Genomic DNA, 18,374 nt, shown 5'->3' on the forward strand with positions numbered 1-18,374 from the left:
GATCAATTTTTCTTTTGTCGTTAACAGCGACTTTGCTATCATAACACCTTTGCGATTTGAAAGTCAACAGTTAATTTCATTTTTCAATCAGCCGCTTTGTTTTCAGCGACAATAAATAATTTAACATGAATCAATTATTTATGTCAACAATTTATTTTATTTATATTTTCTTTAATTAAAATCGCCGACAATCCAACAAAAAAAAGACAGTCCCTTTGCCTTGTAAGATCGGCCCTAACTGTCTTCCAGAACACCTCGATCGCGATTGGTTCCCTATTCTTTCTTTGGCCTCAATTCGTTTTCTTTCCGTAAACGGATAGGCCTGTGAGAACGAAAACTCTTTTGCTTTAAATTCTTGAAACTGCTTGCTCACGCGTCAGAGGAAGAAGCTGATGATTGCGTGTTTTCAGCTGACAATCTATATGCCAGGTACTTCATGCATTCTTTTTCATCCGCTACTCTTTTAAATAGTTTAAATAGCTTCGTATATTTTTTTCTCATAGAACTTTTTACAGACTCATCTATTCGCGAATCTCCCAGGTCAAATAAAATTTCGTCCATTTCCCGTTTAATCAAATAATAAATTTCCTTTTTTTCTTCTTCGTTAATTAATAATGCCAACATCTCATCACCCATTTTTCTTTTTAGTCATTGTCATACTACTATGCTATTCGGCAAATCTATTTGTTTGTCATATTATTTGTGTACATGCTCATAAAGTTGAATAAGATGATTTTAGCGGAGGGAGAGCATGACGTTCTTTTATAGTTTGCACATAAAAAAAACCAAACAGTTCTTGTTGCTCGTTTCACTTTCTTTTTTCACAGCTCTTTTATTGTTTACCCAAAATCTTTTAAGTATTCCCGTTTTTTTAGAGAAAGAATCTCCTAAAGCCATTTATAAGGGAGAAAATGGGATTGCTCTCACTTTCGATATCGGGTGGGGGGATGAAAAAGCGGAAAAAATTTTACAAACGCTCATCCGCCACAAAGTCAAAGCTACTTTTTTCTTGTCCGGTTCGTGGGCAGAGCGCCATCCTGATCTTGTAAAAAAAATGGAGAAGCACCATTTTGAAATCGGCCTGCTTGGCTACAATTATGTCGATTACACATCAATGGAAAAAGAAGAGGTTAAAAAGGATTTGCTGAAAGCACAGGAAGTATTTAAAAAATTACAAATTGAAAAAATCAAGTTAATGCGGGCACCGACCGGCCACTTTAATAAGCAAGTGCTGAAAATAGCGGATGAAATGAATTTAACGTATGTCCATTGGAGCGTAGATACGAACGATTGGAGAAATCCGGGCACTTCCCTTATTTTATCTAAAGTGAAGGAAGCAAAAAACGGAGATATCCTCTTTATGCATGCTTCGGACTCAGCCAAGCAAACCAATGCAGCTCTTCCTCAAATTGTTGAAACGACAAGATCAGCCGGCAAGCTGGTTACAGTTTCTGAGCTCATTGCCAATGGTGAAGTGGAAACAAAGCTGATTCCTTAGCTGAAAGCAACCACAAAAAAGCGGAGCCGTTAAGCTCCGCTTTTTTGTGATGAACGTTGATTATATTTCGGCAAAGCCAGCAATTGAAAGGCATTGCATGGCACTAAGGTAAACAACATAATGTACAGCCATTTCGTATTATTTGCTTGAAGAACCGGCAGCCACTCAAGCACTGTAATGACAATCATAAAAAACAAAGCCGAGATAAACACGCGTTTATTTGATTGCTTCGCTTTGAAAAAAGCAACGCCCAAGCTGATCAAAAGAAGAAGCAGCGCTACCCCCAGGTAAGGAACGATCGATTCCCCTTTATCGGCAAACGCTTGAAAGCGAAAATAAACAAGATCGAATAACACAAACGCAATGATCACTAATTGCACACTGTTCCAAAACGACCGAAACAGGCCCGCTCCGAATTGATGCACAGTCAAGTAAGCAAAAAAGCCCATTTGGCTGATGACACTAAAGGTAAATCCTACAAATACATGCCATGTTAAAATCGAAAAAATATCTTTCCAGCCGCCTGAACTGATTAACGGCGATAATTCATCCCAGCGGATAAAAAAGCCAAGAATGCTGGCTGCTATCCCGCCGATCAATAGTGTATGTACAAAAAACCTGATCCAATTCCGGATTGTCACCTTGTTATCCCCCAACTATATATTATGCTCTTTTGATTGTAACAATGAAGATAAAAAAAATCCAGGCACTCCGCTGCAGCTGTATAATTTCTTTTTGACTGCTCATATTAACAATAAGAAAAGGCTAGAAAGGAGCTTCTTTTATGTGGAAACCTATCTTGCCGCTCCTCCTTCTTGTTTTTTCCTTAGCAGCTTGCGGAGGGGGCGCGGTTGATGCCGGAAACTCCCAAATGGATTATGAAGCGACCAAGAAAATGGTTGTTGACATATTAAAAACAGATGACGGCAAAAAAGCCGTTCAAGAAATGATGAAGGATGAGAAAGTAAAGCAGCAGCTCGTCATGGATCAAAAAATGGTTACCCAAACGATTGAAAGTACGCTTGTTTCTGAAAAAGGAGAGAAATTCTGGAAGGATGCTTTTAAAGATCCGGCCTTCGCCAGCGCCGTGGCCAAAGGAATGAGGAAGGAGCATGAAGAGTTATTAAAATCCCTCATGAAAGACCCTCAATATCAAGCCATGATGCTTAGCATTATGGAGGACCCTGAATACCAAAAAACGGTCACAAAACTGCTGAAGAGCAAAGAATATCGCGAGCACTTGCAAAAAGTCATGAACGAGACATTCGACAGTCCTTTATATAAAGCAAAAATACAGGACATTTTGCTGAAAGCCGCAGCAGAAGAAACAGCAGGCGGTGACAAAGAAAAGAAGCAAGGAAATAAACAGGGCAGTGGTGCTTAAACTAAGAAAGCAGCCGGGAGCACCTCTCACCGGCTGTTCTTTTTAACCTAATTTATTAATAACATTTTCAGCAATTTCCTGATAGATCTTGCCAAGTTTGTGATCTTCCGCGTAGACGGAAGGAGCAAACTCTTCTTCATTCCAATCAGGCTGCTCAAGTGGAAGCCGTCCCAATACTTCTGTATGCAGCTCTTCCGCCAGCTTATCTCCGCCGCCGCGTCCGAAAACATATTCTTTTTCTCCGGTCTTTTTGCTTTCGAAATAAGCCATGTTTTCAATTACGCCGATCACTTCATGATCCGTGCGCAGCGCCATCGCTCCAGCACGAGCAGCAACAAAGGCGGCTGTCGGATGCGGTGTGGAAACGATAATCTCTTTTGAATGAGGAATCATGGAATGCACATCAAGCGCTACATCGCCTGTTCCTGGCGGCAAATCAAGCAGCAGGTAGTCCAGCTCTCCCCATTCTACTTCCTCAAAGAAGTTATTCAGCATTTTCCCAAGCATCGGTCCGCGCCAAATCACAGGTGCATTATCTTCCACGAAGAAGCCCATGGAAATCACTTTAACGCCAAAGCGGTCAACGGGAACAATCTTATCTCCGCGCACGACCGGACGCTGTGTAATTCCCATCATATCAGGCACGCTGAATCCGTAAATATCCGCGTCGACCAGTCCTACTTTTTTTCCTAAGCGGGCGAGAGCAACCGCCAGATTGACGGAAACTGTTGATTTTCCGACGCCGCCTTTTCCGCTCGCGATGGCGATAAACGTTGTGTTGCTTTCCGGTGAAAGCAAGCTATGATCTTGGCTTCCCGCCGATCCGCGATAGTTGGCAAGCACTTCTTCCGGAAGCTCGGTAAAGCGAATGCCGACCGTTTGGGCACCTGCCGCTTTCAATGCCTCTACGATTTGCATTTGGAATTGCAGCTGTTCAGCTGTCCCTGTCTTGGCAATGGCTACTTTCACACTAACGTGCTGCTTCTCTTCTTTTACATTAATATCCACGATCCCATTTGTCTCTGCCAAGGTTGTATGTAAAAAAGGGTCATTCATTTGACTTAAAATATCCCTTACTTGCTCTGGCGTTACCACATTATCCACCATCCTTTATCTCTTTCATTTCTCTTACAGTATACCATAACCGCCCACCAAAAAAAGGGCAGGGCGCTCCTGCCCTTATCCCTCTTTATCATCGAGATAATTCATGATTCCTTTATAAATAGAGGCGGCCACTTTTTCCTGATATTCTTCCGTCATCAAGTCCTGCTTTTCCGCCGGATTGGAGAGAAAACCGACCTCTACAAGCGCTCCCGGCTTTTTGGCGTACTTCAGCAAGTACACATGGTTAATGGCTTTTGCTTCTCTTGTCGTATTTTCAAGATTTAAGACAAGCTCAGCTTGGAGAGCCTTGGCTAATTTTTTATTCTCCTTCATATGAGGGGCATAAAACGTTTGTGCTCCTCTCCAGCGCGGAGAAGGAATCGCATTTAAATGAACGCTGACAAACAAATCCGCTTCTGACTCATTCACTAATTGCAGGCGTTTTTTCAAGTCTTCTGTTTTTCGCGAACGGTATGACCGAATATCCGAAGGGGCAAGATCGACATCCTTCTCCCTTGTCATAAGAACAATGGCCCCTTGCCCCTGCAAATAATCACGGACTTTCTCGGTGACGGCCAAAGCAATATCCTTTTCAAGCGCTTCCTTGTCTCCCGCTCCGCCGTCTGGTCCGCCATGCCCGGCATCTAAATAAATGATTTGCCCCGAAAGCGGCATATTCCAAGGCTTCCAGGACATATTATGATCTTTAAAAAATTGAATGACACAAATAAGGATGGCACCGCTCACCAAAAAAGCAATCCACCTCTTCCATCCTCTCATCCAACTCCCCCTTTTCCTCTCCTGTTGACATCATATGGGACAAGTGGGGGAATTATGAGTACGTCCACAAAAAAGAGGATAGTCGGCTCCCTTGCTTATTCGCTGCCTCTTCCTTTGCGACCGAGATTTGAGTTGCGGTTTGCCCCTTTCATCGGATCTTCGCCGTCAGCAAACTCCACCGAATAATCTGCTTCCTCAATGTTCTTCTTCGGAGTTTTTGCATATTTTTCGACCGCATTTCTCTCTGCTTTGCGCTTTGCCATCTCATCACCTCTCTTCTCTGCTGTTGAATTATTCTTAGCGTCTCCTGTTCCCGGCTTTCATATTCACGAACGAACAGATCCGCTTTCATACAAAAAAAGCCCTGATCCAGAAGATCAAAGCTTAGCTGATCACGAGCCTTGAGAAATTTGAGCAAGGTATTGGCGCGGGGTTCCGTAATAAAAAATGCGGTTATAGGACGGATAAGCAGATTCATAATGGATAAAGATCGGGGCATTCAGCAAAGCCGGATAGCTGCTGTAAAATGACCAATCGCCATATACGATGCCCTTTAGCGCCGTACTCATCTCCCGCTGGAAAATATTAAATCGGGCACCCGCTTCTTCCTTGCTGAATTCCCCTCCGTCTACATAGGCTTTTCCCGCTAGACGGAGTCTGCCCTCGCGATCTTTTTTCCATTCTGCCAGTACTTCATCTCTCATTTTCCAATTGACGGCTTTATAGTTATATACGTACCCAATGTCCAAAAATAATTGAGCGGTCACATCTGAATGGGTGAGCGTATATTTTCTCCCATCTACCGGCTGGTCAGACGCAGCAGGCGGGATCAGCTTCACAGATAGTTTTCGCGGATCAAACATCGGCATCGGCTCCTTCGCTGTTAATCGATACAGGAAACAACCTTTTCATCCACTCTCTTTTGGTCTTTATATCCCTAGCATATCTTCCGTCGTTCTATAATAGAACCGCCCATTTAGCAAACAGGCGGTCTTTTTGGGATGATCTCTTTAAGGCTGCAGGCGCCGAGCGGCTTGCTGCAGCGGGTCCCACACTCCATTAAATGGCGGGGCATAAGCCAGATCAAGATCCAGCAATTCATCAATAGTCATTTCAGCATACAAAGCTGTCGCAGCGACATCAATCCGCTTATCGACTCCTTCTCCTCCAATCGCCTGAGCCCCTAACAGCCGTCTATTCCTCGGGTCATAATAAAGGGTTAGCCTTATTTTCTCCTTTCCAGGGTAATATCCGGCAATATGGTAGCCTTCAAAAGTATATTGTTTATAAGGATAATCAAGCAGCTCCAGTTCGTTGGCATGAAGACCGGTTCTCGCTGCCGCCAAATCAAAAAATTTTAAAATGGAGGTCCCGACAACCCCTTGAAATTGGGCCTGCATTCCGCACATGGAGAGCCCGGCAATTCGCCCTTGCTTATTTGCTGTCGTTCCAAGAGGGATATAATCATATCGCCCCTTCAAGCGATGAAAATGCGCCGCACAATCTCCCGCCGCATATATATCTTTGATGGATGTCTCCATCTGCCTGTTTGTCAAGATCGCTCCGTTATTCAAACGATGAATGCCTGTATGATCTAAAAACTGCGTAGCAGGCTTTATCCCAATAGCAATCACCACGAGATCCGCCCGATACTCTCCCTTGTCCGTCTGCACCTTCTCTACTCGCTTTTCTCCTAAAAAACCGGTTACTTTCTCATTTAAATGAAGAGCTATTCCCTTTTCTGCCGCTTTTTCTTGAATGACGGCCGCGATCTCTTCATCGAATACCTTGGCTACCCGCTCACCTCTATGGATCAGCCTTACTTTCTTCCCTGCGCAAACCAACGCTTCAGCTACTTCCAAACCGATATAGCCGCCGCCAATCACACAGACATTCTTAACACCTGGCAATCGCTCGACTAATTGATTGGTATCCGGAATAGTTTTAAAATGCTGTATGCCCTCTAAATGCACCCCAGGCCAATTCGGCTGGACAGGAGCTGCTCCTGTCGCAATTAATAATTTATCGTAGGATAGCTGAAACGATGTACGTTCCGGCAGTACCGTTCCATGCACCGCTTTGCTTTCACTATCGATCCCGGTCACCAGATGGCCGACCCGGGCATCCACTCCATATTTTTCCCGGAACGCTTCCACCGACCGGGCAATCACACGGTCGGTGCTTTCAATTCGTCCATCAATCACATAAGGCAATCCGCATTGGCCATAGGAATAAATAAACCCTTTTTCCAATGTGATGATTTCAGCCTTTTCATCATGCCGGACAATTTCCATCGCAGCACTCATCCCAGCAGCATCGCCGCCAACAATAACATATTTCATATCTGATCCCTCCAGTCACAATCCTTTCCTCTTCCTGAACCTCTGCTTCAGCAAGTACTCGCCTATTTAACATTATAACCAAGTCCTCTTCCCATCAGCGTACCGTTTGATTATTTCCCCGGAAAACCTCTTTAACCGCTTTGTTTCCCGACAAACCATCGAATTTGTGCAATTTTTATGGAGTTTTCATTTTTGCGTTTAAATAGTAACTAAACGGGAAGCGTTAGTACCGAAGGCAATAAACAGTATAGGAGGGAATATACATGGCAACTGAACAGTACAACAAATTATTACAAGCACTGCATGAATGCATGGAAGCATGCAACCGCTGCTTTGACGCTTGCTTAAAGGAAAAGGATGTCAGCATGATGACTGACTGCATCCGTCTGGACCGTGAGTGCGCAGACATCTGCGGCTTCTTGGAAGCCGCGATCGCGCGCAATTCTCCATTCATTTCCAGACTTGCGCAACTATGCGCAGACATTTGTGAAGCATGCGGAAACGAATGCAAAAAGCATACTCATGACCATTGCCAGCGTTGTGCGGAAGCCTGCATGAAATGCGCAGAAGCTTGCCGAGGTGCTCTATAAAAAAAAGCAGGGAGTTTGGTCTCCCTGCTTTTTTTTCGTTTGATATGCTAAAAAAGACCCCCAAGCAAAAAGCTTGAGAGCCTTTGAAAACGCCAATAATTAACGTTTTGAGAACTGAGGTGCACGACGAGCTGCTTTAAGACCGTATTTTTTACGTTCTTTCATGCGGGCATCACGAGTTAGGTAGCCAGCACGTTTTAAAACAGCGCGGTATTCAGGGTCTACATGAAGAAGCGCACGCGCGATGCCGTGACGGATCGCTCCCGCTTGTCCAGTGTAGCCGCCACCGTTTACATTAACAAGTACATCGTAGCTGCCAGCTGTTTCAGTTGCTACAAGCGGCTGCTTGATTACTGTACGTAATGCTTCGAATGGGATATAGTCTTCTACGTCACGTCCATTGATGACGATTTTTCCGTCTCCAGGTACTAGGCGCACACGAGCAACAGAGCTCTTGCGGCGGCCTGTTCCGATATATTGAACTTGTGCCAAGATAATAACCTCCTCTTAATAATTAGCCGCGAAGTTCGTAAACTTCCGGTTGTTGAGCTTGGTGCTTATGTTCAGAACCAGCGTATACATGTAATTTTTTAGCCATTTGACGTCCTAAAGAACCTTTTGGAAGCATGCCTTTGATAGCAAGCTCAAGCATTCTTTCAGGGTAGTTTGTGCGCATTTCATTAGCTGTACGAGTTTTCAAACCGCCTGGATACATGCTGTGGCGGTAGTAAATTTTGTCCGCTAATTTGTTGCCTGTTAATTCGATTTTTTCTGCGTTGATGATAATCACATGATCACCAGTGTCAACATGTGGTGTAAATGTTGGTTTATGTTTACCACGTAAAATAGACGCAACTTCGCTAGCAAGGCGGCCTAGTGTTTGGCCTGCAGCATCAACTACGTACCATTTACGTTCGATTTCGCTTGCTTTCGCCATATAAGTCGTACGCATTGGTATTTGCCCTCCTAAATTGAATTCATTGTTTCATTGTTCATTGTATTTTATTTATATCACGAATAAGTTTCCGGGGCTTATCGTGGGGTTAAATAACGTACCATAGGATATAATATAACTTCCAGGAGTCAATGTCAAGAAAAAATGTGACACCCGGGCTAGTTGCCATGGCAGCGGCCGGCTGGAAAGGCTAATAGAACACTTCCCACAAATACAGGCCTTCTGCCGGAGCCGTCTTTCCTGCCAAGGAACGGTCACGGCCGGCAAGAATGTCCGGCATACAATCGGGGGCGATCCTTCCCCTGCCTACTTCCATTAGTGTGCCGGCGATAATCCGGACCATATTGTATAAAAACCCGCTCCCGGCCACCTGGAGCTCCATTTCTTTGCCATGCTGGATAACCTCCAGTTTGGTAATGGTCCTCACTTTGTCCTCAACTTCTGTTTTCGCCGAACAAAAGCTTGTAAAGTCATAGGTTCCGATAAGCGAGCGCGCCGCTTTCTGCATCAGCGCCTGATCTAATTCCAGCGGCGAGTGGCAGGCATAGAAGCGGTGAAACGGATCGCGGACAGCCTCTTGATAAATTTTATAGCGGTATTCCTTGCCGACAGCTGAAAAACGCGCGTGAAAGGATTCTGACACGATTTCCGCCTGCTTCACTGCTATGTCTTCCGGAAGGCGGCTGTTCAAGGCTGATGGCCAGCGAAGAGCCGGAATAGCGAGAGGCGTATCAAAATGAATGACCTGTCCTTTCGCGTGAACACCGGCATCCGTCCGGCCCGACGCTGTCACCTTCACATCGAGGCCTTTATGAATCACAGACAGCGCCTTTTCCAGCTCTTCTTGCACCGTGCGGCTGTTCGGCTGAACCTGGTAGCCGGAAAAACGTGCGCCATCATAAGCTATTGTACATTTCACTCGCGGCATATCATCACTCCATTAACTTCTTGTCCACCATAGCAGGGCAGCCAGCACGACTAATATAATAAGAGCAGCCGTGTCCCTTCCCTGCCAGTGCAGCAGCCGGTATTTCGTCCGTCCTTCTCCTCCTTTATAGCCGCGCGCTTCCATCGCCACGGCCAGCTCCTCAGCCCGCTTAAAAGCGCTGACGAACAGAGGAATTAACAAAGGAACTACTGCTTTCACCCGCTCTTTGATCGGGCCGCTGGAAAAGTCTGCGCCCCTGGCCATTTGCGCCTTCATAATTTTATCCGTCTCATCCATCAAAGTCGGGATGAAGCGCAGGGAAATCGACATCATCAATGCCAGCTCATGCACGGGCAGTTTCAGCTTTTTAAAAGGCTTCAGCAAGCTTTCCAGCCCGTCCGTAATGGATATAGGAGAGGTGGTCAGCGTCAGCAAAGAAGTAACAAAGATTAATAGCAAGAAACGCAAGGAAATAAAGGCGCCTTGCCGGACTCCTCCCTCATAAACCTTTAAAAAGCCCGCTTCAAACAATAAATCGCCTTCTCTTGTTAAAAAGATATGCAATAAAAACGTGAAAGCAATAAGCCAAATAACCGGCTTCAGCCCAGCGAGAAGAAAGCGAACGTTAATTTTTGATAAATAAATGAATACGAGCGTAAAAACGGCTAATAATCCATAAGAAAGGGCATTGTTCGCCAAAAAAACAACGATCACAAACCCGAATATAAACAGCAGCTTTGCCCGCGGATCAAGCCGGTGAACGACCGATTGCAGCGGCAAATAGCGGCCGAAAATCATTTTCTCCATCATTTGGCGCCACCCCGCTCTTTCGCACGCGCCAGCTCTTCAGCCAGCTCTTCAATCGTCAGGCACGTTTTCTCCAGCGTGATGCCGGACAAGGCCTCAAAGCTTTGCTGGAACCGAACGACCTCCGGAACGCTCAGGCCAAAAGCAGCAAGCTCTTCCGGATGGGAAAACAGCTCCCGCGGCTTTCCTTGCTTACAAACTTTTCCCTGATGCATAATGATCATTTCGTCCGCGTACAATGCCGCATCCTCCATGCTGTGGGTCACCAAGATCGTCGACAGCCCCCGCTCTCGATGAAGCGTATAAAACATCTCCATAATCTCTTTTCGGCCACGGGGATCCAAGCCTGCTGTCGGCTCATCAAGCACAAGCACCTCCGGCTCCATAGCCAGCACACCGGCAATAGCTACCCGCCTCATTTGTCCCCCCGATAAATCAAAAGGAGACTTTTGCAGCACTTCCTCAGGAAGCCCGACCTGGCCAATTAAACGCCGGGCGCGTTCCTTCGCTTCTGCCTCAGGCACGCCGAAATTAACCGGCCCGTAGCAAATATCCTTTTCTACGGTTTCTTCAAATAATTGATGCTCAGGAAATTGAAAGACCGTCCCTACTTTTTTGCGGACGGATTTTAAGTTCTTCTCTTTCTTTCCGGCTGCAATGACCCGATCACCAATAATCACTTGCCCTTTCGTAGGCTGCAGCAAAGCATTTAGATGCTGAATGATCGTTGATTTTCCGGAGCCCGTGTGGCCGACTACCGCTAAGAAGACCCCCGCTGGGATGGCAAAGCTGACGTCCTGAATCGCCAGACGCTCAAACGGTGTTCCTGCTGCATAGCGATATTCTACTTCTTGAAGTTGGATGTCCATAGCTCTCTCACCAGCTCTTCTTCTGTTAAATAATTGCTTGCAATCTCAAAGTCTTGCGAACGAAGGACTCCGCTCAATTTGACTGGAAAGGGCACATCCAAGCCAAGTTCCACTAATTCCTCATTCATCTGAAAAATCTCTTCTGGAGTGCCTTCCCGGTAAACCGATCCTTTATTCAATACAATGATGCGATCCGCACGGGAAGCTTCCTCCAAATCGTGCGTAATAGAAATAACTGTTAGATCCTGTTCGTCCTTCAACTGGCGGACGGTTTGAAGCACCTCTTCCCTTCCACGCGGATCGAGCATCGAGGTTGCTTCATCTAATAAAATAATATCGGGCTGGAGAGCAATCACTCCGGCGATCGCTACCCGCTGTTTTTGCCCGCCGGACAGATGGTGCGGCTCTTGATTCAGAAAATCAAGCATGCCCACGCGCTGAAGCGACTTTTCCACTCGTTCAACCATCACTTCATGCGGCACTCCATTATTTTCTAACCCAAAAGCCACATCATCCTGTACTGTTGTGCCGACAAACTGATTATCAGGGTTTTGAAACACCATGCCAAGACGTCTGCGTATATCCCAGACAAACTCGTCTTTCAGAGGAAAATCACAGATCGTTACTTCGCCTTCTTGCGGATAATGGAGGCCGTTCAGCATCTTTGCCAGCGTGGACTTCCCTGAGCCGTTATGACCGACAATGGCCAGCCATTCACCTTTTGCTACCTGGAATGTGATGTCTTTTAGAGCGTATTCTGTTTGCTCCGGATAACGAAAGTGGACGCGATTGATCGAAATAATACTCTCTTTCATGGTTCCCCTCTTTTCCTAGCTGAATAGACGGTCAAAACATTCTGAATACAAAAAAAGCCCGCACCCCGTTCCAAGGAAAAAGATCCTGCCCATAAAGCGGCCTCTTAAACAAGTTAAGAGCGGAAGGGGTGCATGAGCTAGACGAGTCACCTAAGAGAATGCTCATCGTAACGCTCAAGCTTCAAATGATTCAGTCTTTAACGAAAATTACGAGAAAAGGGCAAAACACAGCCGCGCTGGATGGTTCTGCCCTTGTGGTGGTTTTATCGAAAATTACACAAGCTCAATAATAACCATTGGTGCACCGTCACCACGACGAGGACCGATTTTCATGATGCGCGTGTAACCGCCTTGACGCTCGTTGTAACGAGGAGCGACATCAGAGAAAAGCTTTTGCAATGCGTAAACTGGTTTTTCTTTTTTCTTGCCGTCTTTGCCTTCAACTTCAATTGTTGATGCTACTTCGTTGCGAAGGAAAGCAGCTGCTTGGCGGCGTGCGTGTAAATCACCGCGTTTACCAAGTGTAATCATTTTCTCGACAACTGAGCGAAGCTCTTTTGCACGTGCTTCAGTTGTTTCAATACGCTCGCTGATAATTAAATCAGTTGTCAAATCACGAAGCATCGCTTTACGCTGAGCGCTTGTACGTCCTAGCTTTCTGTAAGCCATGAAGATACCCTCCTTTGTTGAATTTTACTTTTATTCGATGTTTAATCTTCTTTTTTCAGACCTAATCCGAGCTCATCCAGCTTTGCTTTCACTTCTTCAAGTGACTTACGGCCAAGATTTCGGACCTTCATCATATCTTCTTCACTCTTATTAGCAAGCTCTTGCACCGTATTGATGCCAGCACGCTTTAAGCAGTTGTAAGAACGGACGGACAGATCAAGTTCTTCAATAGTCATTTCAAGAACTTTTTCTTTTTGGTCTTCTTCTTTTTCCACCATAATTTCTGCATTTTGAGCTTCGTCTGTTAAGCCGACAAAGATGTTTAAGTGTTCAGTTAAGATTTTGGCGCCTAAAGAAATCGCTTCTTTCGGGCCGATGCTGCCATCAGTCCACACATCCAATGAGAGTTTATCATAGTTCGTTAACTGCCCCACGCGAGTGCTTTCCACTTGATAGTTTACACGGGCAACCGGAGTGTAGATGGAGTCAACTGGAATGACACCAATTGGATGATCTTCCTTTTTGTTCTGATCAGCTGGATTATATCCTCTTCCGCGCTGTGCAGTGAGACGCATGCGGAAATGAGCGTTCTCTCCTAAAGTAGCAATATGCAAATCAGGGTTTAAGATTTCCACATCGCTGTCATGTGTAATGTCAGCAGCAGTTACTACGCCGCTTCCTTGTACATCTATTTCCAGCGTTTTCTCTTCATCTGAGTAGATTTTGAGCGCCAGTTTCTTAATGTTTAAGATGATAGATGTAACGTCTTCCACGACACCTTCAATTGTTGAGAACTCATGCAATACTCCATCAATCTGGATAGATGTGACTGCAGCACCTGGAAGTGAGGATAATAGTATGCGACGTAAGGAGTTACCCAAAGTTGTACCATACCCACGCTCAAGTGGTTCCACGACGAATTTGCCATGAGTGGCATCATCGCTGATCTCGACCGTTTCAATTTTTGGCTTTTCAATTTCGATCATTCAATTATACCTCCTTCAATACGTCGAAACTCCGGCCTGAACCTTATAACCGAAATTTCCCCATGTTTACGTTCCCGACTGTGCACCACAACTGGTTTAGTAGTCCTGTAACGAGCGCAACATTCAATTATATCCCATTATTGCCAAAGATATAATTCTTATACAGGAAAATTAAACACGGCGACGTTTTGGAGGGCGGCATCCGTTGTGAGGAACAGGAGTAACGTCTTTAATAGCAGTTACTTCAAGACCTGCAGCTTGCAAAGCGCGGATCGCAGCTTCACGGCCAGAACCAGGACCTTTAACTGTTACTTCAAGAGATTTCATACCATGTTCCATTGATGCTTTTGCAGCTGTTTCAGCAGCCATTTGAGCCGCGAATGGAGTAGACTTACGAGAGCCTCTAAATCCAAGGGCACCTGCACTAGACCAAGCAAGAGCATTACCATGAACGTCTGTAATTGTTACGATTGTATTGTTGAATGTTGAGCGAATGTGAGCAATACCTAATTCGATATTCTTTTTCACACGACGCTTACGAGATTGTTGTTTACGAGCCATGTCTAACATTGACCTCCTTTACCAATTATTTTTTCTTGTTAGCTACAGTTTTACGAGGACCTTTACGCGTACGCGCATTGTTCTTCGTGTTTTGTCCGCGAACTGGTAAACCGCGACGATGACGGATACCACGGTAAGAACCGATCTCCATTAAACGTTTGATGTTAAGAGAGATCTCACGACGAAGGTCACCCTCAACTTTCAATTTATCGATGATCTCACGAATTTTGTTTAATTCGTCTTCTGTCAGATCACGCACACGAGTGTCTTCAGAAACACCGGCTTCAGCCAGGATTTTTTGGGCAGTTGGTCTGCCAATACCGTAGATGTAAGTTAATGAGATAACTACACGCTTGTCGCGTGGAATATCAACACCTGCTACACGTGCCATATGAATGTGCACCTCCTATTCAAATTAACCTTGTTTTTGTTTATGTTTAGGGTTTTCACAAATAACCATTACTTTGCCGCGTCTGCGAATGACTTTACATTTCTCACAGATTGGCTTTACTGATGGTCTAACTTTCATTTTTTCCAACCTCCTTATAGTCCGGAGTGCATAAGTTATTTATAGCGGTAAGTAATACGGCCGCGAGTTAAGTCGTAAGGAGAAAGTTCAACAGTTACCTTATCTCCAGGCAGAATACGGATAAAGTGCATACGGATCTTTCCAGATACATGGGCAAGGATCGTATGGCCATTTTCTAATTCTACCTTAAACATAGCGTTCGGCAAAGTTTCAACTACAGTACCTTCAATTTCAATTACATCGTCTTTCGCCATTCTTTACTCTCCCTTCTCTTTTCATACAGAACTCGCTGCAAATCAAGCGGCCCTGGTTATTAGACTTATGTGAACCAACCTCTGGAGAAGCACATATGTGTTAGGCTTTAGTTAAAATCTCAAAACCTGTTTCGGTAATTGCAACTGTATGCTCAAAATGAGCGCACATTTTCCCGTCTTGGGTAACAACTGTCCAGTTATCTCCAAGTGTTTTTACATAGCGGCTTCCAGCATTCACCATCGGTTCGATTGCAAGCACCATTCCAGGTTTGAGCTTTGGACCTTTTCCAGGAGGACCATAATGAGGAATTTGCGGGTCCTCATGTAAGTTTTGACCAATCCCGTGTCCTACATACTCGCGCACTATTGAAAAGCCGTGAGATTCTACATATGTTTGAATCGCATGGGAGATGTTTGAAAGACGTTCACCCGGCTTCGCTTCCTCTAAACCAACAAAGAGCGATTCCTCAGTCACTTTCAACAGCTGCTGGACATCAGAAGAAATGGTGCCAACAGGGTAAGTCCAGGCAGAATCACCATGGTACCCCCGATAGTCAGCGCCAATGTCCAGACTGATGATGTCCCCATCCTTTAAAATTCGGTCTCCAGGAATCCCGTGGACGAGCTCTTCGTTAACAGATGCACAAATGCTGCCACGAAAACCATTATACCCTTTAAAAGAAGGAATTGCATCATGCTGCCTAATAAATTTCTCTGCAATTTCATCTAACTGCTTCGTGCTTATACCGGGAGAGATAAATCTCTGCAGTTCCCTGTGTGTCAAAGCCACAATCCGTCCTGCTTCTCTCATAATCTCTATCTCTCGAGGGGTTTTGCAAATGATCATTCAGTTAAGCCTTTCAGAAGCTGATCAATGTCTTCAAAGACTTTGCCGATTTCCTGCTGGCCGTTGATATCTTTTAAATAATCTTTTTGCCGGTAGAAATCTAGTAATGGTTCAGTTTGTTTTAAATTGACATCCAGACGGTTTTGAACAGTTTCTTCATTGTCATCTGCACGCTGATAAAGTTCCCCGCCGCAACGGTCGCATTTGCCTTCAGCAGCTGGCGGATTAAATACGAGATGGTAAGTAGCTCCGCAGCTTTTGCAAATACGGCGACCTGTTAAACGTGCCATAAGAATATCTTTATCAACATCTACGTTGATCACATAATCGATTTTCTTTCCAAGAGCTTCCAGGATGCCTTCAAGCGCTTCCGCCTGGGCAACAGTTCTCGGAAAACCATCAAGAAGAAAGCCGTTTTGACAATCTGGCTTGCTCAATCTTTCGCGAACAATTCCGATCGTTACTTCATCAGGAACGAGCGCGCCTGCATCCATAAAGGACTTGGCTTTCAGCCCTAATTCCGTGCCTTCTTTCATAGCTGCGCGGAACATATCACCTGTAGAAATATGCGGAATGTCATATTTTTCAACAATTCGTTCGGCCTGCGTGCCTTTTCCGGCACCTGGCAGCCCCATTAATACTAGATTCATTTGTATACCCCCCTCAGTCTGATTCGAGACGTGCAACAGCTTGCCTTTATTTAATAAAGCCTTTGTAATGGCGTTTGACAAGCTGGGCTTCCAATTGCTTCATTGTTTCCAATGCAACTCCAACTACGATCAGCAAGCTCGTGCCGCCAATTTGTGCAGCTGGTGGAAGACCTGCAAATTTAATAAAGAATACAGGAAGGATGGAGATGACAGACAGGAATATTGCTCCAACAAATGTTAGTCGGTATAAAACGCTTGTCAGATAGTCCTGCGTGTTTTTCCCAGGACGAATGCCCGGAATGTATCCACCTTGTTTCTTCAAATTATCGGCTAATTGCTCCGGATTGACTTGAATAAACGCATAGAAATACGTAAATGCAACGATCAATGCGATATAAATGACCATTCCTACTGGCTTTTGATAATCAAAGATGTTTTGAATTGTCGTCGTCACTTCATTCGAACCGAAGAAAGACGCTAGTGTTTGCGGTGTAACCAGGAAGGCTACAGCAAAAATGACAGGAATAACTCCAGCAGCATTTACTTTTAACGGTAAATGTGTGGACTGAGCTCCCCGTGCACCCATTCCGCCTTCTCCTGTTACGCGCTTGGCATATTGAATTGGAATCTTACGCAATGCCTGCTGGAAGAAGATGACTCCAACGACAATGGCCAGAACAGCCAAGGCAATCAATAATAGCACGACAATTTTCAGGAACAGCTGCTCGCCAGCTCCCTCAATTTGCTGTGCATAAATTTGATTTATCGCATTTGGGATCCCTGCAACAATTCCGGCAAAGATAATAACCGAAATTCCGTTGCCGACACCTTTAGAAGTTATTAACTCCCCAAGCCACATAAGAAAAGCCGTACCCGCTGTTAATACGAGTGCAATAAGGAGATAAGCGCCTACGCTGTTGCTTTCAATCAGCATTCCGCCGTATAAACGGTTGAAGCCGTAAGACATTCCGAGCGCCTGGATAAATCCAAGAACAACTGTGAAATATCTAGTGAATTGAGAGAGCTTGCGCCGGCCAACCTCCCCTTGCTTTGACCATTCCGTGAACTTCGGAACCACGTCCATTTGCAATAACTGAACGATGATGGAAGCAGTGATATAAGGCATAATTCCCATAGCAAGGATGGAGAAGTTTTTGAGTGCCCCTCCCCCAAAAGTATTAAGGAAACCAATTAATCCTGCCTGCTCCTGCATCTTCAGTACATTTGCATCCACATACGGAACTGGAATAAATGTGCCGATACGGAAAATGATTAACATAAGGAGGGTGAATATAATTTTTCTTCTTATATCACCCACACGCATAAAATTGGAGATTGTGCGAAACATTAAATCACCTCAGTCTTACCGCCGGCAGCTTCAATTGCTTCTTGAGCAGCAGAAGAGAATTTATGAGCTTTTACAGTCAATTTTTTCTCAACGTTGCCTTTAGCAAGAATTTTGATTCCTGCTTTTTCACTGCTGACAACACCAGTTTCGATAAGAAGCTCTGGTGTGACTTCTGTGCCTTCATCAAAGCGATTTAATGCATCAAGGTTAACGATCGCATACTCTTTTCTGTTGATGTTAGTGAAACCGCGTTTCGGCAAACGACGGAATAAAGGAGTTTGTCCCCCTTCAAATCCAAGACGTACACCACCGCCGGAACGAGCTTTTTGTCCTTTATGTCCTTTACCAGCAGTTTTGCCGTTACCAGAACCTGGACCACGTCCAACACGATTGCGAGCTTTACGAGAACCTTCAGCAGGTTTTAATTCATGAAGTTTCATGTTCGTGCACCTCCTTAT

27 protein-coding genes are annotated in these 18,374 nt (G+C 45.0%); 4 read left to right on the forward strand and 23 right to left on the reverse strand.

Annotation, left to right across the window (positions count from 1 at the left end; all coding sequences use genetic code 11):
- Window positions 1-369: 369 nt before the first annotated feature.
- Window positions 370-624, reverse strand: coding sequence for a hypothetical protein (locus BBA02S_RS13110; RefSeq protein ID WP_041101700.1), 255 nt, complete (start codon window positions 622-624; stop codon window positions 370-372).
- A 127-nt stretch (window positions 625-751) separates the two neighbouring features.
- On the opposite strand from BBA02S_RS13110, the gene BBA02S_RS13115 reads away from it, so the two are divergent.
- Window positions 752-1,498 carry a polysaccharide deacetylase family protein gene (locus tag BBA02S_RS13115; RefSeq protein ID WP_041101702.1) on the forward strand — a complete coding sequence of 249 codons (747 nt, stop codon included), beginning with the start codon at window positions 752-754 and terminating at the stop codon, window positions 1,496-1,498.
- Window positions 1,499-1,527: 29 nt separating this feature from the next.
- Here BBA02S_RS13115 and BBA02S_RS13120 read toward each other — a convergent pair whose 3' ends face one another.
- Window positions 1,528-2,139 carry a KinB-signaling pathway activation protein gene (locus tag BBA02S_RS13120; RefSeq protein WP_041101703.1) on the reverse strand — a complete coding sequence of 204 codons (612 nt, stop codon included), beginning with the start codon at window positions 2,137-2,139 and terminating at the stop codon, window positions 1,528-1,530.
- A 143-nt stretch (window positions 2,140-2,282) separates the two neighbouring features.
- On the opposite strand from BBA02S_RS13120, the gene gerD reads away from it, so the two are divergent.
- The gene (gene gerD / locus BBA02S_RS13125) at window positions 2,283-2,882 is read left to right on the forward strand and encodes a spore germination lipoprotein GerD (RefSeq protein ID WP_041101705.1); all 600 of its coding nucleotides are present in this window, start codon (window positions 2,283-2,285) and stop codon (window positions 2,880-2,882) included.
- A 42-nt stretch (window positions 2,883-2,924) separates the two neighbouring features.
- On the opposite strand, the gene BBA02S_RS13130 is transcribed toward gerD, so the two are convergent.
- The 5 genes from BBA02S_RS13130 to BBA02S_RS13145 all read right to left on the reverse strand — a co-directional run bounded on the left by BBA02S_RS13130 (window position 2,925) and on the right by BBA02S_RS13145 (window position 7,108).
- On the reverse strand, window positions 2,925-3,989 hold the full coding sequence (locus BBA02S_RS13130; RefSeq protein ID WP_193791722.1) for an Mrp/NBP35 family ATP-binding protein: 1,065 nt from the start codon (window positions 3,987-3,989) through the stop codon (window positions 2,925-2,927).
- Window positions 3,990-4,061: 72 nt separating this feature from the next.
- A complete protein-coding gene (cwlD, locus tag BBA02S_RS13135; RefSeq protein WP_041101707.1) occupies window positions 4,062-4,766 on the reverse strand; it encodes an N-acetylmuramoyl-L-alanine amidase CwlD in 705 nt (234 codons plus the stop codon).
- A 95-nt stretch (window positions 4,767-4,861) separates the two neighbouring features.
- Entirely contained in the window at window positions 4,862-5,029 is a 168-nt protein-coding gene (locus BBA02S_RS21035; protein WP_169713120.1) for a hypothetical protein, read from the reverse strand.
- Window positions 5,030-5,158: 129 nt separating this feature from the next.
- Window positions 5,159-5,629: a staygreen family protein gene (locus BBA02S_RS13140; RefSeq protein WP_306305186.1), complete on the reverse strand. Its 471-nt coding sequence runs from the start codon at window positions 5,627-5,629 to the stop codon at window positions 5,159-5,161.
- Window positions 5,630-5,776: 147 nt separating this feature from the next.
- A complete protein-coding gene (locus BBA02S_RS13145) occupies window positions 5,777-7,108 on the reverse strand; it encodes an FAD-dependent oxidoreductase (RefSeq protein WP_041101711.1) in 1,332 nt (443 codons plus the stop codon).
- A 263-nt stretch (window positions 7,109-7,371) separates the two neighbouring features.
- Here BBA02S_RS13145 and BBA02S_RS13150 point away from each other — a divergent pair, with 263 nt between their 5' ends.
- The gene (locus BBA02S_RS13150; protein WP_041101714.1) at window positions 7,372-7,698 is read left to right on the forward strand and encodes a four-helix bundle copper-binding protein; all 327 of its coding nucleotides are present in this window, start codon (window positions 7,372-7,374) and stop codon (window positions 7,696-7,698) included.
- Window positions 7,699-7,797: 99 nt separating this feature from the next.
- On the opposite strand, the gene rpsI is transcribed toward BBA02S_RS13150, so the two are convergent.
- The 6 genes from rpsI to BBA02S_RS13180 form a co-directional block, all read right to left on the reverse strand.
- Window positions 7,798-8,190 (reverse strand): 30S ribosomal protein S9, encoded by a 393-nt coding sequence (gene rpsI / locus BBA02S_RS13155; protein WP_041101716.1) that lies wholly within the window; start codon window positions 8,188-8,190, stop codon window positions 7,798-7,800.
- Between the two features lie 22 nt (window positions 8,191-8,212).
- Window positions 8,213-8,650 carry a 50S ribosomal protein L13 gene (gene rplM / locus BBA02S_RS13160; RefSeq protein WP_041101718.1) on the reverse strand — a complete coding sequence of 146 codons (438 nt, stop codon included), beginning with the start codon at window positions 8,648-8,650 and terminating at the stop codon, window positions 8,213-8,215.
- A gap of 193 nt (window positions 8,651-8,843) precedes the next feature.
- Entirely contained in the window at window positions 8,844-9,581 is a 738-nt protein-coding gene (gene truA / locus BBA02S_RS13165) for a tRNA pseudouridine(38-40) synthase TruA (protein ID WP_041101720.1), read from the reverse strand.
- A 12-nt stretch (window positions 9,582-9,593) separates the two neighbouring features.
- Entirely contained in the window at window positions 9,594-10,391 is a 798-nt protein-coding gene (locus BBA02S_RS13170) for an energy-coupling factor transporter transmembrane component T family protein (RefSeq protein WP_041101722.1), read from the reverse strand.
- Window positions 10,388-11,257 (reverse strand): energy-coupling factor ABC transporter ATP-binding protein, encoded by an 870-nt coding sequence (locus BBA02S_RS13175; protein ID WP_041101724.1) that lies wholly within the window; start codon window positions 11,255-11,257, stop codon window positions 10,388-10,390. Before BBA02S_RS13175 ends, BBA02S_RS13170 begins: the two co-directional genes overlap by 4 nt.
- The gene (locus tag BBA02S_RS13180; protein WP_041114394.1) at window positions 11,233-12,072 is read right to left on the reverse strand and encodes an energy-coupling factor ABC transporter ATP-binding protein; all 840 of its coding nucleotides are present in this window, start codon (window positions 12,070-12,072) and stop codon (window positions 11,233-11,235) included. Before BBA02S_RS13180 ends, BBA02S_RS13175 begins: the two co-directional genes overlap by 25 nt.
- Before the next feature lie 128 nt (window positions 12,073-12,200).
- On the opposite strand from BBA02S_RS13180, the gene BBA02S_RS20725 reads away from it, so the two are divergent.
- On the forward strand, window positions 12,201-12,362 hold the full coding sequence (locus BBA02S_RS20725) for a hypothetical protein (RefSeq protein WP_156136678.1): 162 nt from the start codon (window positions 12,201-12,203) through the stop codon (window positions 12,360-12,362).
- Here the strand turns inward: BBA02S_RS20725 and rplQ are convergent.
- From rplQ to rplO, 10 genes are all read right to left on the reverse strand, one after another.
- Window positions 12,346-12,741 carry a 50S ribosomal protein L17 gene (gene rplQ / locus BBA02S_RS13185; protein ID WP_041101728.1) on the reverse strand — a complete coding sequence of 132 codons (396 nt, stop codon included), beginning with the start codon at window positions 12,739-12,741 and terminating at the stop codon, window positions 12,346-12,348. The genes BBA02S_RS20725 and rplQ overlap by 17 nt on opposite strands.
- A gap of 41 nt (window positions 12,742-12,782) precedes the next feature.
- Window positions 12,783-13,727, reverse strand: coding sequence for a DNA-directed RNA polymerase subunit alpha (locus BBA02S_RS13190; protein WP_041101730.1), 945 nt, complete (start codon window positions 13,725-13,727; stop codon window positions 12,783-12,785).
- A 171-nt stretch (window positions 13,728-13,898) separates the two neighbouring features.
- Window positions 13,899-14,288 carry a 30S ribosomal protein S11 gene (gene rpsK / locus BBA02S_RS13195; protein WP_041101845.1) on the reverse strand — a complete coding sequence of 130 codons (390 nt, stop codon included), beginning with the start codon at window positions 14,286-14,288 and terminating at the stop codon, window positions 13,899-13,901.
- A gap of 25 nt (window positions 14,289-14,313) precedes the next feature.
- Complete coding sequence (rpsM, locus tag BBA02S_RS13200; RefSeq protein ID WP_041101732.1) at window positions 14,314-14,679, reverse strand: 30S ribosomal protein S13; 366 nt, start codon at window positions 14,677-14,679, stop codon at window positions 14,314-14,316.
- 24 nt (window positions 14,680-14,703) lie between these two features.
- The gene (gene rpmJ, locus BBA02S_RS13205) at window positions 14,704-14,817 is read right to left on the reverse strand and encodes a 50S ribosomal protein L36 (RefSeq protein WP_000868344.1); all 114 of its coding nucleotides are present in this window, start codon (window positions 14,815-14,817) and stop codon (window positions 14,704-14,706) included.
- Window positions 14,818-14,852: 35 nt separating this feature from the next.
- Window positions 14,853-15,071 (reverse strand): translation initiation factor IF-1, encoded by a 219-nt coding sequence (gene infA, locus BBA02S_RS13210; protein ID WP_039234460.1) that lies wholly within the window; start codon window positions 15,069-15,071, stop codon window positions 14,853-14,855.
- Window positions 15,072-15,171: 100 nt separating this feature from the next.
- Window positions 15,172-15,918: a type I methionyl aminopeptidase gene (map, locus tag BBA02S_RS13215; RefSeq protein ID WP_041101738.1), complete on the reverse strand. Its 747-nt coding sequence runs from the start codon at window positions 15,916-15,918 to the stop codon at window positions 15,172-15,174.
- Window positions 15,915-16,568: an adenylate kinase gene (locus BBA02S_RS13220; protein WP_041101740.1), complete on the reverse strand. Its 654-nt coding sequence runs from the start codon at window positions 16,566-16,568 to the stop codon at window positions 15,915-15,917. Before BBA02S_RS13220 ends, map begins: the two co-directional genes overlap by 4 nt.
- 46 nt (window positions 16,569-16,614) lie before the next feature.
- Entirely contained in the window at window positions 16,615-17,916 is a 1,302-nt protein-coding gene (gene secY, locus BBA02S_RS13225) for a preprotein translocase subunit SecY (RefSeq protein WP_041101742.1), read from the reverse strand.
- Entirely contained in the window at window positions 17,916-18,356 is a 441-nt protein-coding gene (gene rplO / locus BBA02S_RS13230; RefSeq protein ID WP_041101744.1) for a 50S ribosomal protein L15, read from the reverse strand. The genes secY and rplO overlap by 1 nt, the downstream gene beginning before the upstream one ends.
- Window positions 18,357-18,374: the final 18 nt, after the last annotated feature.

Source organism: Bacillus badius NBRC 15713 (genome assembly GCF_001591605.1).
GTDB classification, from domain to species: Bacteria; Bacillota; Bacilli; order Bacillales; family Domibacillaceae; genus Pseudobacillus; species Pseudobacillus badius.

Bases quoted from the DNA above. Each gene is read 5' to 3' on its own strand.
- BBA02S_RS13190 (WP_041101730.1), bottom strand. From the start codon at position 13,727: ATGATCGAAATTGAAAAGCCAAAAATTGAAACGGTCGAGATCAGCGAT.
- rplM (WP_041101718.1), bottom strand. From the start codon at position 8,650: ATGCGTACGACTTATATGGCGAAAGCAAGCGAAATCGAACGTAAATGG.
- BBA02S_RS13110 (WP_041101700.1), bottom strand. From the start codon at position 624: ATGTTGGCATTATTAATTAACGAAGAAGAAAAAAAGGAAATTTATTAT.
- BBA02S_RS13180 (WP_041114394.1), bottom strand. From the start codon at position 12,072: ATGAAAGAGAGTATTATTTCGATCAATCGCGTCCACTTTCGTTATCCG.
- BBA02S_RS13150 (WP_041101714.1), top strand. From the start codon at position 7,372: ATGGCAACTGAACAGTACAACAAATTATTACAAGCACTGCATGAATGC.
- BBA02S_RS13175 (WP_041101724.1), bottom strand. From the start codon at position 11,257: ATGGACATCCAACTTCAAGAAGTAGAATATCGCTATGCAGCAGGAACA.
- BBA02S_RS13220 (WP_041101740.1), bottom strand. From the start codon at position 16,568: ATGAATCTAGTATTAATGGGGCTGCCAGGTGCCGGAAAAGGCACGCAG.
- rplO (WP_041101744.1), bottom strand. From the start codon at position 18,356: ATGAAACTTCATGAATTAAAACCTGCTGAAGGTTCTCGTAAAGCTCGC.
- BBA02S_RS13140 (WP_306305186.1), bottom strand. From the start codon at position 5,629: ATGTTTGATCCGCGAAAACTATCTGTGAAGCTGATCCCGCCTGCTGCG.
- BBA02S_RS13115 (WP_041101702.1), top strand. From the start codon at position 752: ATGACGTTCTTTTATAGTTTGCACATAAAAAAAACCAAACAGTTCTTG.
- truA (WP_041101720.1), bottom strand. From the start codon at position 9,581: ATGCCGCGAGTGAAATGTACAATAGCTTATGATGGCGCACGTTTTTCC.
- map (WP_041101738.1), bottom strand. From the start codon at position 15,918: ATGATCATTTGCAAAACCCCTCGAGAGATAGAGATTATGAGAGAAGCA.
- infA (WP_039234460.1), bottom strand. From the start codon at position 15,071: ATGGCGAAAGACGATGTAATTGAAATTGAAGGTACTGTAGTTGAAACT.
- rpmJ (WP_000868344.1), bottom strand. From the start codon at position 14,817: ATGAAAGTTAGACCATCAGTAAAGCCAATCTGTGAGAAATGTAAAGTC.
- cwlD (WP_041101707.1), bottom strand. From the start codon at position 4,766: ATGAGAGGATGGAAGAGGTGGATTGCTTTTTTGGTGAGCGGTGCCATC.
- BBA02S_RS13170 (WP_041101722.1), bottom strand. From the start codon at position 10,391: ATGATGGAGAAAATGATTTTCGGCCGCTATTTGCCGCTGCAATCGGTC.
- rplQ (WP_041101728.1), bottom strand. From the start codon at position 12,741: ATGGCTTACAGAAAGCTAGGACGTACAAGCGCTCAGCGTAAAGCGATG.
- BBA02S_RS21035 (WP_169713120.1), bottom strand. From the start codon at position 5,029: ATGGCAAAGCGCAAAGCAGAGAGAAATGCGGTCGAAAAATATGCAAAA.
- BBA02S_RS13130 (WP_193791722.1), bottom strand. From the start codon at position 3,989: ATGGTGGATAATGTGGTAACGCCAGAGCAAGTAAGGGATATTTTAAGT.
- BBA02S_RS13145 (WP_041101711.1), bottom strand. From the start codon at position 7,108: ATGAAATATGTTATTGTTGGCGGCGATGCTGCTGGGATGAGTGCTGCG.
- rpsM (WP_041101732.1), bottom strand. From the start codon at position 14,679: ATGGCACGTGTAGCAGGTGTTGATATTCCACGCGACAAGCGTGTAGTT.
- secY (WP_041101742.1), bottom strand. From the start codon at position 17,916: ATGTTTCGCACAATCTCCAATTTTATGCGTGTGGGTGATATAAGAAGA.
- gerD (WP_041101705.1), top strand. From the start codon at position 2,283: ATGTGGAAACCTATCTTGCCGCTCCTCCTTCTTGTTTTTTCCTTAGCA.
- rpsK (WP_041101845.1), bottom strand. From the start codon at position 14,288: ATGGCTCGTAAACAACAATCTCGTAAGCGTCGTGTGAAAAAGAATATC.